We start from the raw sequence: 14660 nt of genomic DNA on the forward strand, positions 1-14660 counted from the left end.
ACCCCAAGGAGCGCGGGGAACTGCGCGAACCGTCCCCGGCGGCCCGCAGGTGAAGGGGGCGGCGAGGTGCTAGCCCTTCGATGGGGTCGTCAGGTCGATCAGCTTGCAGACCGTTTCGATGTCGATCTTGACCTGGGCGATCGACGCCCGGCCCGAGAGCCACGTGATCAGGGCCGAGTGCCAGGTGTGCTCGATGACCCGGACCGCCGAGAGCTGCTCCGGGGTCGGACGGTCGAGCCCCATCGCGTCCAGGATGATCGCCGTGGTCTGCCGGGAGACCGTGTCCACCTCGGGGCTCACCGAGCGGTCGGCGAAGGTGAGGGCCCGGACCATCGCGTCCGCCAGGTGCGGCTCGCGCTGGAGCGCGCGGAAGGCGCGCATGAGGGTTTCGGCCACTCGCTCCGCGGAGCCCTCGCCGGAGGGCGGGTGCTTGCGCAGGGTGCCGTGCAGGTGCTGGAGCTGGTCCTGCATCGTGGCGACCAGCAGATGGATCTTGGAGGGGAAGTAGCGGTACAGGGTGCCGAGCGCGACCCCCGCGGCCTCGGCCACCTCGCGCATCTGGACCGCGTCGAAGCCGCCCCGGCTGGCCAGCTGGGCGCTCGCGTGCAGGATGCGGCGGCGCCGGGCCTCCTGGCGTTCCGTCAGGGGAGGGGTGGCCGCGGTGGCCGCCTTGACTTCCGCTGTCATGTGTCCCGTTCCGTTTGTCCGGTTCTCTGCCACGGTGTTCGGCGGCCCAGCATGGCAGGGGCCCCGCCGTGGCGCGAATCACCTGATCCGGCTCTTACAGTCGCGCTACCTGCCGGTAGATTCGAAGCTCCTTGAGTGATCAAAGAACGCTCAAGAAGGATCAAGTCTGGAACTTGTTCTAGATTAGCGCGAGCGGTTACGCTCCGGCGAAACGCAGTGATGAAGGGGGCCGCGAGTGACCGCTGAGGCCATAGAGGCAAGCCCCCGCACCGGGGACTCCGGCCGTGAGGGCGAGCGCCCGCTGCGGATCGCGCTCCTCACCTACAAGGGGAACCCGTTCTGCGGCGGCCAGGGCGTCTACGTACGCCACCTCTCGCGCGAGCTCGCCCGGCTCGGTCACAGCGTCGAGGTCATCGGCGCCCAGCCCTACCCCGTGCTCGACGAGGGCGTCCCGCTCACCGAGCTGGCGAGCCTCGACCTCTACCGCTCGCCCGATCCGTTCCGTACGCCCGCCAAGGACGAGTACCGGGACTGGATCGACCGCCTGGAGGTCGCCACCATGCGCACCGGCGGCTTCCCCGAGCCGCTGACCTTCTCGCTGCGCGCCCGGCGCCATCTGGCCGCCCGGCGCGGCGAGTTCGATGTCGTCCACGACAACCAGACCCTCGGGTACGGGCTGCTCGGTGACGTCGGCGCGCCCCTGGTCACCACGATCCACCACCCGATCACGGTCGACAGGCAGCTCGAACTCGACGCGGCCCCCGACTGGAAGCGCCGCGCCTCCGTGCGCCGCTGGTACGGCTTCACGCGCATGCAGAAGCGGGTCGCCCGCCGGCTGCCCTCCGTGCTCACCGTCTCCGGCACCTCCAAGGGCGAGATCGTCGACCACCTCGGGGTGTCCGAGGACCGCATCCGGGTCGTGCACATCGGCGCCGACACCGGCCTCTGGTCGCCGGACCCGGCGATCATCGAGGTGCCCGGCCGCATCGTGACCACGTCCAGCGCCGACGTGCCGCTCAAGGGCCTGGTCTTCCTCGTCGAAGCCCTCGCCAAGCTGCGCACCGAGCACCCCGAGGCCCACCTCGTCGTCGTCGGCAAGCGCGCCGAGGACGGCCCGGTCGCCCAGGCCATCGAGAAGTACGGGCTCGGCGACGCCGTCGAGTTCGTCAAGGGCATCACCGACGCCGAGCTCGTCGACCTCGTACGGTCCGCGCAGATCAGCTGCGTCCCTTCGCTGTACGAGGGCTTCTCGCTGCCCGCCGCCGAGGCCATGGCCACCGGCACCCCGCTGCTCGCCACGACCGGCGGCGCCATCCCCGAGGTCGCCGGCACCGACGGTGAGACCTGCCTCGCGGTGCCGCCCGGCGACGCGGGAGCGCTGGCCGCGGGCCTCGCCCGGCTCCTCGACGACCCGGCGCTGCGGCGGCGGCTCGGCGCGGCGGGCCGCGAACGGGTCCTGGAAAAGTTCACCTGGGCCCGCGCCGCCCAGGGCACCGCCGAGCTCTACCGCGAGGCGATCGAGGCCCAGGGCCGCGTCCCGGCCCGGAAGCCCGCCAGGTGACCGGGCGCCCCGCGCCCACGACTACCGGCCGCTCCGCGGCCACAGGTGATCTCCATCGGAAAGGGCAGACCCCGTGCTGACCGTCGACTTCTCCCGCTTCCCGCTCGCCCCGGGCGACCGCGTGCTCGACCTGGGCTGCGGCGCGGGCCGGCACGCCTTCGAGTGCTACCGGCGTGGCGCCCAGGTCGTGGCGCTCGACCAGAACGGCGAGGAGATCCGCGAGGTCGCCAAGTGGTTCGCCGCGATGAAGGAGGCCGGTGAGGCGCCCGAGGGGGCGACCGCGACCGCCATGGAGGGCGACGCGCTCAACCTGCCCTTCCCCGACGAGTCCTTCGACGTCGTGATCATCTCCGAGGTCATGGAGCACATCCCCGACGACAAGGGCGTGCTCGCCGAGATGGTCCGCGTCCTGCGGCCCGGCGGCCGCATCGCGGTCACCGTGCCGCGGTACGGGCCCGAGAAGGTGTGCTGGGCGCTCTCCGACGCGTACCACGAGGTCGAGGGCGGCCACATCCGGATCTACAAGGCCGACGAGCTCATCGGCAAGATGAAGCAGGCCGGCCTCAAGCCGTACGGCACCCACCACGCGCACGCGCTGCACTCGCCGTACTGGTGGCTCAAGTGCGCCTTCGGTGTCGACAACGACAAGGCGCTGCCGGTCAAGGCGTACCACCAGCTCCTGGTCTGGGACATCATGAAGACGCCCGGCATCAGCACCCTCACCCGGCTCGCCGAGCGGGCGCTCAACCCCGTCGTCGGCAAGAGCTTCGTGGCGTACGCGACCAAGCCGCACCTTCCTGTGAGCGCCGCCAAGTGACCTCTCCGGAGCGCACCGAACACCTCGTCCTGCCCGGGGTGCTCACCGCCGGGCAGGCCGGGCAGACGGTCGCCACCCTGCTCGCCGTCCAGCGCGCCGACGGCGCCATCCCCTGGTTCCGCGGCCACCACCTGGACCCCTGGGACCACACCGAGGCCGCGATGGCACTGGACGCGGCGGGCGAACACGCTGCCGCCGAGCGCGCCTACGACTGGCTCGCCCGGCACCAGAACGAGGACGGATCCTGGTACGCCGCCTACCACGACGGCGAACACGACCGGGTCACCGACCGCGGCCGGGAGTCCAACTTCGTCGCCTACATAGCGGTCGGCGTCTGGCACCACTACCTCGCCACCGGCGACGACACCTTCCTCGACCGCATGTGGCCGGTGGTCTACGCGGCCGTCGAGTGGGTCCTCGCCCTCCAGCAGAGCGGTGGGCAGATCGGCTGGAAGCGCGAGGAGGACGGCAGTGCCGTCACCGACGCGCTGCTCACCGGCAGCTCCTCCGTCCACCACGCGCTGCGCTGCGCGCTCGCCATCGCCGAACAGCGCGAAGAGCCGCAGCCCGACTGGGAGTTGGCGACCGGCGCGCTCGCCCACGCCGTCCAGCACCACCCCGAGCGCTTCCTCGACAAGTCCCGCTACTCGATGGACTGGTACTACCCCATCCTCGGCGGCGCGGTCACCGGGGACGCGGCCAAGGCCCGTATCGCATCGATGTGGGACGACTTCGTGGTGCCGGGCCTCGGGGTGCGCTGCGTGCTGCCCAACCCGTGGGTCACCGGCGGCGAGAGCTGCGAACTGGCCCTCGCGCTCTGGGCGATGGGCGAGTCCGACCGGGCCCTGGAGATTCTCCAGTCCGTCCAGCACCTGCGCGACCCCGCGACGGGCCTGTACTGGACGGGCTACGTCTTCGAAGGCAACCGCGCGGTGTGGCCGGAGGAGCTCACGACGTGGACGGCGGGCTCCCTGCTGCTCGCGGTCGCGGCCCTCGGCGGCGACGAGGCGACGACGGCGGTGTTCGGCGGAGAGCGGCTTCCCAGGGGCCTGGCGCCGGATTGCTGCGGCTAGGACGACCCGTACGGAGTCGCCCGAGTGGCGCAGTGCGGCCGGCCGGGTGAGGCTGCCGGGGAGGCCGAACATCCCCCGGAGGTCATCGTGCCCAGTACGTTCCCCATCCGCCGCATAGTCGTGGCGGTCGTCCTTTCCTGCACCGTCCTGGTGTCGACGACCGCCTGCGGAGGAGAGACCCGCACCACCCAGAGCACCAGTCAGAACGCCGCCCAGAAATCCGCCCAGGACGCCGCCCTGGCCGCGGCCCAGAGCAGCGCCTCGCCGACCGCCTCGGCCGAGCGGCAGAGGCTCGCCAAGACGCGCTTCGTCGCCAACGCGGGGCTCGCGGCGGGTGCCGCCTACCAATGGATCGTGAAGCCCTACAAGGCCGGCAAGTTCAAGAAGGGCGCCAAGGGCCGTACGTTCGCGCTCGTCAAGGCGGGCCTGGCCGGCGCGTTCACGTACAACCGGCTGAAGGCCGCGACCGAGAACGCCAAGGGCGACCCCCTGCTCTCCAAGGCCCTCGCGCCCCTGTCCTCCGGCATCGACTCCCTCAAGAACCTGGGCGGCAAGCTCCGCAAGGGGGACGCGAGTGATGCGGATGTCAGCCAGTTCGAGAACGTGATCGGCGGCGTCAAGAACGCGGGCCAGAGCGCGGGGGCGCCCGTCACCGATCAGGTTCCCTCGGCTGGGCAGCTTGCCGGAGGGTGAGCCCCCTGCGCTGTCCTCAAGCGCCGGACGGGCTTGTTGATTTCGTCCGCGGGCCGGTGGGGGCTGGTCGCGCAGTTCCCCGCGCCGCTTTGCGGCCGAAGCCGTCTAGGCGTTGAGGTCGGCCAGCGTTCGCAGAGTCGCGAGGTCCGGTGATGTGACCAGTAGGTCCGTCACCGGGCCCTTGCGCCATTGCTCCAGGCGTTCCGCAATGCGCCGGCGCGGGCCCACCAGGGAGATGTCGTCGGCGAAGGCGTCCGGTACGGCCAGGACCGCCTCGTTGCGGCGGCCCGCGAGGAACAGGTCCTGGATGTGGCGGGCCTCGTCCTCGTAGCCCATGCGGGCCATCAGGTCGGCATGGAAGTTGCGGGCCGCGTGGCCCATGCCGCCGATGTAGAAGCCGAGCATCGCCTTCACCGGGAGCAGCCCCTCGGCGACGTCGTCGCACACGTGGGCCCGGACCATGGGGGCGACCAGGAAGCCGTCGCGCAGCCCCGTCAGCGCGGCGGCGTACGCGTCCGTGCGGGTCGGCGACCAGTACAGCGGGAGCCAGCCGTCGGCGATGCGGGTCGTCTGGGCGATGTTCTTGGGGCCCTCGGCGCCCAGGAGTACGGGGATGTCCGGGCGCAGGGGATGGGTGATGGCCTTGAGGGGCTTGCCCAGGCCCGTACCGTCCTCGCCGCCGTACGGATGCGCGTGGAAGCGGCCGTCGAGCTCGACCGGGGCCTCGCGGCGCAGGACCTGGCGGATGACGTCGACGTACTCGCGGGTCGCGGTGAGCGGGCTCGACGGGAAGGGGCGGCCGTACCAGCCCTCGACGACCTGCGGCCCCGAGAGCCCGAGCCCCAGCATCATCCGGCCGCCCGAGAGGTGGTCCAGGGTGAGGGCGTGCATGGCGGTGGCGGTGGGGGTGCGCGCGGCCATCTGCACGACCGCGGTGCCGAGCCCGATGCGGGAGGTGTGCGCCGCGATCCAGGTCAGGGTGGTGAAGGCGTCCGAGCCCCAGGCCTCCGCCGTCCACACCGAGTGGTAGCCGAACTCCTCGGCCGCGCGGGCCAGTTCGAGATGGGCGGGGTTCGGGCCGCGCCCCCAGTAGCCGAGTGCGAGTCCCAGGCGCATGTGCCGTCCCCTCCCATGATCTGACGATCCGTCAGGGGACTGTAGGGCAACGGCCCCCCGCCCGGAAGAGGGCGGGGGGCCGTCGAAATGCCGGGCGGATCAGCCGCGCTGGATGCCCGTGGTGTCCTGCAGCACGCCGCGGCGGCCGTCCTGCGTCTGGGCCACCAGGCCGGGACCGCGCTGGTCGACGGCCAGGTACCAGGTGCCCGGGGCGAGTTCGGCGATCGGGGTCGGCGAGCCGTCCTCCGCGTACAGCGGGCGGGCGACGGGGACCGCGAACCAGAACGGGGCGAAGTCGCCGGCCGGGGCGGCAGCGGCGGGCTGCGCCTGGCTGTCCTTGTTCAGGTCCGCGGCCGGAGCCGGGGCCTGCGCGCCGAACGGCTGGGCCTGGGCCCCCGGCTGGCCGCCGAGGCTCGGGTCGCCGGGCTGTGCGGCGTACGGCTGCTGGGCGCCGGGGTAGCCGTAGCCACCGGCCGGCTGGGGCGCGCCCGGGTAGCCGTAGGGCTGCGGGGCGGCCGGGCTCGGGGTGCCCATGAGCGGCGCCTTGAGCGCGCCGACCAGCGGCGAGGCCACGGCGGCCGCGGCGAGCGCCAGCGTGGCGATCAGGCCGAGGATCATGCCGGCGCCGGAGCCGTGCGCGTCGATGATCGTCCAGAACGCGGTCCACGCGGCGAAGACGGTGAACGCGACGCCGAACTGCGTGAGGTCCAGGCCCGCGACCTTCTTCGGCTGCGGCAGCGAGCGGCCGACGACCACCAGGACCGCACCGATGATGCCTGCCAGGTACATGCTCATCAGGAGCGAGAGCGAGTCCCAGGCGTTCGGCGCGTCCACGCTCGGGCAGAACTGGCCGGAGCAGCTCGGAGCGGACGTGAGATTCAGGAACGAGGCGATGAACAGCACCACCGCTGCACCGATCACCACGCCGTCGCCTCGTGTGAGGGAGCGGATGTTCACGTAAAAGTCCTCTTTTATGTCGTCTCGTCGGGGCGGTCATCGCTGCCGCCGGTGTACGTGCACACGGCGTGAAGCTCTAGGTGGTTCCCCCTGTGCGGAAGAATCTATCGTCTGGGTCTGTGGGCCGTACGGCGGGTCGGGAGCCTACCCGCCCAGGAACGCCATGATGCCGTCGGCGATGCCCTGGGCCGCCTTCTGGTGCCAGTCCGCACTCTTGAGAAGCGCCGAATCCCGGGAATCGCGCATGTTGCCGCACTCGATGAACACCTTCGGAACCTTCGACAGGTTGAGCCCACCGAGGTCGCTGCGGGTGTCCAGGGCGGTGCCGTCGCCCACGTAGTTGGAGGCGTTCATGCCCGTGTCCTGGACGAACTTCCCCGCGATCCGCACACCGAGTTCACGCGAAGGCCCCACGATCGGCGCGGTGTCGGCGGCCCCGCCCTTCACCTTCGCGGGCAGGATCACATGGAAGCCGCGCTGGCCCTCGTCCGCGCCGTCCGCGTGCACCGACACGACGGCGTCCGCCTTCGCCTGATTCCCGATCCGGGCCCGCTCGTCCACACACGGGCCGAATGTCCGGTCGCCGTCCTGGGTGAACACGACCTTCGCGCCCTGCTTTTCCAGGATCGCCCTGATGCGGTGCGACACATCGAGCGTGAACTCGGCCTCCGTATAACCGTCGTTGGTCTCGGTGCCGGTGGTGTCGCATTCCTTCTTGTTCGTTCCGATGTCCACCGGCTCATTGATCTCTTGTGTATGCCGGAAATTATTCGGATTGTGACCCGGGTCGATGACGACGGTCTTTCCGGCGAGCGGCCCGGCGCCGGATCCGTCCCTGGACGCGGCGGGCGCCGAGGGGGAGCCGGGGGCGCCGCCCGGAGTGGAGGAGGCGGTCACGGTCACCGTCGCCCTGCCGGCCCCCGGCGGCACGGACGGCGCCGGGCGGCTCGGCAGGGGGAGTACCTTCGGCGGCTTGTCGTCCTGGCTGCCGGGGCTGCTCATCGCCTGCCAGACGAGCCAGCCCGCGAGGGCGGTCGGCGCAAGCGCCGCGAGGGCGACGAGAGCCCGGCCGCGCACACGGCGCGCCCGGCTGTCCGGATTCGATGACTCGCTGTCGTACGGCACGGTTGCGATGCTAGCGGCGCTGTTGTCCAGGACCCGGGCACTCCGCGCCGCGAAGTGTCACAGCGCGCCGGACGTGCGGCGCAGCACTCGCAGCGAGTCGGTCGCCGAGACCTCGGTGAACGCGCCGGACGCAAGGGCCCGCAGGTAGATGCGGTACGGGGCCTGGCCGGTGAACTCGTCCACCGGGTCCGGGAAGACGTCGTGGATGGCCAGCGTGCCGCCCTCGGCGAGCTTCGGCGCCCAGCCCTCGTAGTCGGCCGCGGCGTGCTCGTCGGTGTGCCCGCCGTCGATGAACACGAAGCCGAGCTGCCCGCCCCACACCCGTGCCACCTGCGGCGAGCGCCCGACCACCGCGATGACGTGGTCCTCAAGACCCGCCGCGTGCAGCGTCCGCCGGAAGGTGGGCAGCGTGTCCATCCGCCCCACCTCCGGGTCCACGACGGTGGGGTCGTGGTACTCCCAGCCCACCTGCTGCTCCTCGCTGCCGCGGTGGTGGTCGACGGTGACCGCGACCGTGCCGCTCTCGCGGGCGGCCTCGGCGAGCAGGATCGTGGAGCGCCCGCAGTAGGTGCCGACCTCCAGGAGCGGCAGGCCGAGGGTGCCGGCCGCGGCCGCCGCCTCGTACAGCGCCAGGCCTTCCCGTACGGGCATGAAGCCCTTGGCCGCCTCGAAGGCGGCCAGGATCTGAGGCTTGGGAGTGGCCACGGCCCGGCTCCTTTGGGTCGTAGGTGTGTGGGCGGTCCATGGTGCCGTACGCCGCCGGGGCCGCCCCCGGCGGGCGGGGCCTCGAAGGTCACGTCCATCTGACCTTCCGTCAGATTGAAACGTGTTCTACTCTTGCGCCGTTCCGGGACCGGCGACGGGTGAGGGCGTCCATGGGCATCGCGATCACGCAAGAACAACGGGAGCTCGCGGAGGCGGTACGCGGCTGGCTGGCGCGGGCGGTGCCCGTCGAGGAGGTACGCAAGCTCCTGGACGCGCCCGAGGCCGCCGGGGCCCGCCCGCCGTTCTGGGACGGGCTCGCCGAACAGGGGCTGCTCGGCATCCACCTCGGCGACGAGTTCGGCGGGGGCGGGCTTCCCGAGCTCGCGGTCGTCCTGGAGGAGGCCGGGCGCGGGCTGCTGCCGGGCCCGTATCTGCCCGGGGTGCTCGCCGCCGAGCTGCTGCGCCGCGCCGGGCGGCACGAGGGGCTGGTCGCGGACATCGCCGAGGGCCGCAGGACCGCGGCCGTGGCGCTCGGCGCGGGCACGCTCACCGCCGTCGGCTGCGAGGGCGGCTGGCTGCTCGACGGGACCGCGCCGCCCGTACTGGCCGCGGGTCAGGCCGAGTCGGTGATCCTCGCGGCAGAGGCGCACGACCGCACGCTCTGGCTCGCGGTGGACGCCGACGCCCTGCGCATCCGTACCCACACGAGCACCGACCCGACCCGCCCCACCGCCGAGGTGCGGGCCGAGGGCGTCGTGGTCGGCGCGGGCCGGGTCCTGGACGTGGACTCCGCGCTCGTCCGCGACCTCGCCGCGCTCCTCTTCGCCGCCGAGTCCTGCGGCACGGCGGCCCGCGCCCTGGAGATCGCGGCCGAACACGCCAAGGTCAGGGAGCAGTTCGGCCGCCCCATCGGCCGGTTCCAGGCGGTCAAGCACCTCTGCGCGGACATGCTCGTACGCCTGGAGCAGGCCCGAGCGCTGGTGTGGGACGCGGCCCGCGCCATGGACGAGCCCGCCGAGGTGCGGGGCCTGGTCGCCTCCCTCGCCGCCACGGCCGTCGACGCCGCCTGCTCGTGCGCCAAGGACTGCATCCAGATCCTCGGCGGCATCGGCTTCACCTGGGAGCACGACGCCCACCTGTATCTGCGCCGCGCCCTGGTCGCCCGCCAGCTCCTCGGCGCCGGGGACACCCACCGGCTGCGGGCGGTGCGCCTGGCGCTCGGCGGCGCCCGGCGCGAGCTGCGGATGGAACTGCCGCCGGAGGCCGAGAACTTCCGCGGCCCCGCCCGAGCGGTGATCGAGGGCGTACGGGACCTGGACCCGGCCGCGGCGAGGCGCGCTCTCGCGCCCCTCGGATACGCGGCCCCGCACCTGCCGGCCCCGTACGGACTGGGCGCCGGCCCGGTCCAACAGCTCGTGATCCAGGAGGAGTTGACACGAAGCGGGGTCAAGGTGAGCGACCTCGGGATAGCCACGTGGGTGGTCCCTTCCCTCCTCGCGTACGGGACCGGCCCCCAGCAGGACCGCTTCCTCGGCCCCACCCTGCGAGGCGAGCTGCTGTGGTGCCAGCTGTTCTCCGAACCCGGCGCGGGCTCCGACCTCGCCTCGCTGCGCACCCGAGCCGAGCGCACGGACGACGGCGGCTGGCGGATCACCGGCCAGAAGGTGTGGACGAGCGCCGCGCAGTGGGCGGACTACGGCATCCTGCTGGCCCGCACGGACCCGGCGGCCCCCAAGCACAAGGGGCTCACGTACTTCCTGATCGACATGAAGCGGACGAGCGGCATCGACATCCGCCCCCTGAAGGAGATCACCGGGGACTCCCTCTTCAACGAGGTGTACTTCGACGGGGCGCTGCTGCCCGCCGACGCGGTCGTGGGCGAGGTGAACGGCGGCTGGCGGGTCGCCCGCAACACCCTGGGCAACGAACGCGTCCACATGGCCGACCAGTTGACCTTCGACACCGGTCTCGAAGCGCTGATCGCCCGCGCCGGGGACCTCGACGGGGCGTACCGGGCGCGGATCGGCGCCCTTGCCGCCGAGGCGCACGCGCTCGCCTGCATCGGCCTCCGTACGACCATGCAGCAGGTCTCGGGCCTGGAACCCGGAGCCGGGGCCAGCGTCCGCAAGCTCGTCCAGACCCCGCACCAGCAGAAGATCGCCGAGCTCGCCCTGGAACTCCTCGGCCCCGAAGGCGCGGTCGCCGAGGGGCCCGGCGAGCGGGCCGTGCACGGCTTCCTCATGTCGCGCTGCCTGACCATCGCGGGCGGCACCACCCAGGTCCAGCTCAACGTCGTCGCCGAGCGCATCCTCGGCCTGCCCCGAGACTGAAGGGTTCCCCTGTCGTGAAGAGTTACATCGTCGGTGTCGGCATGACCAAGTTCGAGAAGCCGGAATCCCGGGACTGGCAGTACTGGGACATGGCGAAGGAGGCGGGGAGCGCGGCGCTGGCGGACGCGGGCATCGCATACGGCCTGGTGGAACAGGTCCCGGTCGGCTACTGCTTCCAGGCGTCCACGGCGGGCCAACGAGCGGCGTACGAACTGGGATTGACGGGAGTGCCGGTCTACAACGTCAACAACAACTGTGCGACGGGGTCCAGCGCGCTGATGCTGGCGCGGCAGTTCGTGGAGGGCGGGATCTCGGACTGCGTACTGGCGCTCGGCTTCGAGAAGATGAAGCGGGGCGCGCTGGGCGGCGGCTCGGACGGAGGGGATTTCAAGACCTCTCCCGTGGCCCGCCATTACGGCATCATGGCGGCCCGCCACGGCTTCGAGATGAGCCCGCCCACCGCGCAGATCTTCGGCAACGCGGCCCGCGAACACATGGAGCGGTACGGGACGACCGCGGCGCAGCTCGCGGCGGTCGGCGCCAAGAACCACCGGCACTCGGTGAACAACCCCAACGCGCAGTTCCAGGACGCGTACTCGGTGGAGGAGGTCCTGGCCGCGAAGGAGATCCACCGCCCGCTGACGAAGCTGCAGTGCTCGCCGACGTCGGACGGAGCGGCGGCGGCGGTGGTGGTCTCGGAGCGCTTCGTGGACCGAAACGGCTTGCGGGACACGGCGGTTGAGATAGCGGGCCAGTCGATGACGACGGACACGGAGGAGTCCTTCGCCTCGGGGAGCTGCATCGACGCGGTGGGGGCGCCGATGTCGCGGGCGGCGGGGCGGGCGGCGTTCGCTGCGGCGGGCCTGGGCATCGAGGACGTCGATGTGATCGAGCTGCACGACTGCTTCTCGATCAACGAGCTGCTTACGTATGAGGCCCTGGGGATGTGCGGGGCGGGGGAGTCGGGGAAGCTGGTCGAATCCGGGGCGACGACGTACGGGGGCCGCTGGGTGGTGAACCCGTCCGGGGGGCTGATCTCGAAGGGGCATCCGCTGGGGGCGACGGGGCTTGCGCAGGCGGCGGAGCTGGTGTGGCAGTTGCGGGGGGCGGCGGGGGCGCGCCAGGTGCCGGGGGCGCGGGTCGGGCTGGCCCACAACATCGGGCTGGGCGGGGCGGCGGTGGTGACGCTGCTGCGCCGGTGAGTCTCCCCACCCCGCCCCTTCCCGCTGTGGCACTGGGCGGCTCCGCCGCGTGGCCTCCCTGTGCGGGCCGGCACCGACGCTGTTGGGGGCGCGGGGGACTGTGCCGCGTGGGGCTCAGGAGCGGCCCAGGAGTTCGCCCGCGATAGTGCCGATGAGGCCCCCGTCCATTTCGTCGTCGCTCGACTCTCCGATCCTGCCGTGCTTACGGTCGGAGGTCTCGCGATGCCCACTGCCGGGAGCAGGATCCGACCGGACGGTTGAACCGTCGGCCGTCGGCCTTGGCGGAGTTGCCGCGGAAGCGGCATTCATTCCGATGGTGGCCAGTAGGACAGGGGTGGCGATCGCAATAACCAGGGCTCTGCGTACACGCACGGCTTTCTCCTCATCCGGGACAACAAGTCGCCGCCAAGCTACCCCGGCATTCACCGTGAAAAACGGCTCATCGAACTAACCCCTCGGACGGCCGAATTCGACGCCCGGTGCCTTTCGGAGTTCTCTGTCTTTCTTGTGGAGCTCGGCATCGAAACCCCGCCCCCTTGCGGCTCCGGACACGGCTCCGCCCCGGTGCGGGCGCCGAATTGGCCCGTACCGGGGCGGCGTGCGGTGCAGGTGCGTTCTCTGCCCTGAATGGCTGCTAGCCGAGCAGGGCCTTCAGGAGAGCGCCTACGACGTGGACAAGCCCGACCACGACAGCACCAAGGATGGCAAGAATGGGCACAGTATTCTCCCTGCTGTGAAATGGAGCGTGACACCGACTCGGTGGCTCGGTCGAGCCACCCCTGTAACTGCCTGAGTCAATGAATGGACACGCCTGGATTCACCCGCCCGTGGAAGATGAATTGTCCCCTCTGTCCCCTTGGGAGTGAACTGGCCCGCTCCGGGATTTCGTAAGGGTCGGGCTGGGGTGGAGGCCCGGGGTGGGAAAAGGCGTGTAACGGGTGCCCGCGCCGTGCGACCATGACCCGCATGGCCCACGCGTCCGCAGACACCCACATATCCACCCCGACCCCAACCGCCCGCACCTGGCCGGTCGTTCTGGCCGCCTGCGCGGGGCAGTTCCTCGTCGTGCTGGACGTCTCCGTCGTCAACGTCGCCCTGCCCTCCATGCGCACCGGCCTCGGCATGAGTGCCGGCGGGCTGCAGTGGGTGGTCAACGCGTACGCCATCGCCTTCGCCGGGTTCATGCTGCTCGGCGGTCGCGCGGGCGACCTGTACGGGCGCAAGCGGATGTTCCTCGTGGGGCTCGGGCTGTTCACCGCGGCCAGTCTCGGTGGAGGGATCGCGCAAGAAGGCTGGCAGTTGCTGCTCGCCCGCGCCGCCCAGGGGCTCGGGGCCGCCGTCCTCGCGCCCGCCACGCTCACCATCCTGACCGCCGCCGTCCCCGAGGGCGCCGCCCGTACCCGGGCCATAGGGACGTGGGCCGCGGTCGGCGCGGGCGGCGGTGCGGCGGGCGGGCTCGTCGGGGGCGTGCTCACCGACGTCCTGTCGTGGCGCTGGGTGCTGCTCATCAACGTGCCCGTCGGCGCCCTCGTCCTGCTCGGGGCCGCACTCTGGATCACCGAGTCCCGGGCCGGACGGCGTCACCGGCTCGACCTCCCCGGCGCCGTCCTCGTCACGGCCGGCCTCGCCACCCTCTCGTACGGCATCGTCCAGACGGAGGCCGAAGGGTGGGGTGCCCTCGCGACCCTTGTTCCGCTCGTCGGTGGAGTGGCTCTGCTGCTCGCGTTCCTGGTCGTCGAAGCCCGCACCGCCGCGCCCCTGATGCCCCTGCGGCTCTTCCGGCTGCGGGCCGTCTCCGCCGCCAACGCCGTGATGTTCGTGTGCGGATCCGCGATGTTCTGCACCTGGTTCTTCATGACGCTGTACGCCCAGAACGTGCTCGGCTACACCCCGCTGGGCGCCGGGCTCGCGCTCATTCCCAGCTCGCTCAGCGTCGTCCTCGGCTCGAAGCTGGCGCCGCGCATCATGCCGCTCACCGGGGCGCGGAACCTGACCGTGCTCGGTGTGCTCGTGACCGCGGCCGGGTTCGGGTGGCAGTCCACGATGCGGGCGGACGATCCGTACTGGATGTCCATACTCGTGCCCGGCATCCTCATGATGACCGGCGCCGGGCTCGCCACAACTCCCCTCGCGGCGCTGGCCACTTCGGGGGCCGCGCCCGGCGAGGCCGGGCTCGTGTCGGGGCTCATCAACACGTCCCGGACGATGGGCGGGGCGCTGGGCCTTGCCGTGCTGTCCACGGTCGCCGCGTCCCGGACCGGCCTCGTGCAGAGCCCCGAATCCCTCACCGCCGGGTACGCGCTCGCCTTCCGCGTCGGCGGGTTCGTGCTGCTCGGCAGCGTCGTACTCGCCCTGGTGTGGCTGCCCCGGGCCGCCGGTCCCGCCAAACGCTGA

The 14660-nt window shown here is 71.8% G+C and carries 12 protein-coding genes; 7 read left to right on the forward strand and 5 right to left on the reverse strand.

All coding sequences use genetic code 11. The features are described 5' to 3' along the window. Positions 1-69: 69 nt before the first annotated feature. Positions 70-687, reverse strand: a complete 618-nt coding sequence (locus ABD346_RS24125; protein WP_344377573.1) for a TetR family transcriptional regulator — start codon at positions 685-687, stop codon at positions 70-72. 235 nt (positions 688-922) lie between these two features. Here ABD346_RS24125 and ABD346_RS24130 point away from each other — a divergent pair, with 235 nt between their 5' ends. The 4 genes from ABD346_RS24130 (at position 923) to ABD346_RS24145 (ending at position 4831) form a co-directional block, all read left to right on the forward strand. Continuing rightward, entirely contained in the window at positions 923-2248 is a 1326-nt protein-coding gene (locus ABD346_RS24130; RefSeq protein ID WP_344377574.1) for a glycosyltransferase family 4 protein, read from the forward strand. A gap of 73 nt (positions 2249-2321) precedes the next feature. Further along, positions 2322-3065, forward strand: a complete 744-nt coding sequence (locus ABD346_RS24135; RefSeq protein ID WP_344377576.1) for a class I SAM-dependent methyltransferase — start codon at positions 2322-2324, stop codon at positions 3063-3065. After that, positions 3062-4138: a prenyltransferase/squalene oxidase repeat-containing protein gene (locus ABD346_RS24140; protein WP_344377578.1), complete on the forward strand. Its 1077-nt coding sequence runs from the start codon at positions 3062-3064 to the stop codon at positions 4136-4138. The genes ABD346_RS24135 and ABD346_RS24140 overlap by 4 nt, the downstream gene beginning before the upstream one ends. An 87-nt stretch (positions 4139-4225) precedes the next feature. Beyond that, positions 4226-4831 (forward strand): hypothetical protein, encoded by a 606-nt coding sequence (locus ABD346_RS24145; RefSeq protein ID WP_344377580.1) that lies wholly within the window; start codon positions 4226-4228, stop codon positions 4829-4831. A 105-nt stretch (positions 4832-4936) separates the two neighbouring features. Here ABD346_RS24145 and ABD346_RS24150 read toward each other — a convergent pair whose 3' ends face one another. From ABD346_RS24150 to ABD346_RS24165, 4 genes are all read right to left on the reverse strand, one after another. Beyond that, entirely contained in the window at positions 4937-5947 is a 1011-nt protein-coding gene (locus ABD346_RS24150; RefSeq protein ID WP_344377582.1) for an LLM class F420-dependent oxidoreductase, read from the reverse strand. A gap of 99 nt (positions 5948-6046) precedes the next feature. After that, a complete protein-coding gene (locus ABD346_RS24155; RefSeq protein ID WP_344377584.1) occupies positions 6047-6904 on the reverse strand; it encodes a hypothetical protein in 858 nt (285 codons plus the stop codon). Positions 6905-7048: 144 nt separating this feature from the next. Then, positions 7049-8029, reverse strand: coding sequence for an N-acetylmuramoyl-L-alanine amidase (locus ABD346_RS24160; RefSeq protein ID WP_344377586.1), 981 nt, complete (start codon positions 8027-8029; stop codon positions 7049-7051). Positions 8030-8086: 57 nt separating this feature from the next. Continuing rightward, positions 8087-8680: a class I SAM-dependent methyltransferase gene (locus ABD346_RS24165; RefSeq protein ID WP_344377705.1), complete on the reverse strand. Its 594-nt coding sequence runs from the start codon at positions 8678-8680 to the stop codon at positions 8087-8089. 224 nt (positions 8681-8904) lie between these two features. On the opposite strand from ABD346_RS24165, the gene ABD346_RS24170 reads away from it, so the two are divergent. The 3 genes from ABD346_RS24170 to ABD346_RS24180 all read left to right on the forward strand — a co-directional run bounded on the left by ABD346_RS24170 (position 8905) and on the right by ABD346_RS24180 (position 14660). Then, on the forward strand, positions 8905-11064 hold the full coding sequence (locus tag ABD346_RS24170) for an acyl-CoA dehydrogenase family protein (RefSeq protein WP_344377587.1): 2160 nt from the start codon (positions 8905-8907) through the stop codon (positions 11062-11064). 14 nt (positions 11065-11078) lie between these two features. Next, the gene (locus ABD346_RS24175) at positions 11079-12266 is read left to right on the forward strand and encodes a lipid-transfer protein (protein WP_344377589.1); all 1188 of its coding nucleotides are present in this window, start codon (positions 11079-11081) and stop codon (positions 12264-12266) included. Positions 12267-13223: 957 nt separating this feature from the next. Further along, on the forward strand, positions 13224-14660 hold the full coding sequence (locus ABD346_RS24180; RefSeq protein ID WP_381226624.1) for an MFS transporter: 1437 nt from the start codon (positions 13224-13226) through the stop codon (positions 14658-14660).

This window comes from Streptomyces mauvecolor (genome assembly GCF_039532965.1).
Taxonomy (GTDB): domain Bacteria; phylum Actinomycetota; class Actinomycetes; order Streptomycetales; family Streptomycetaceae; genus Streptomyces; species Streptomyces violascens.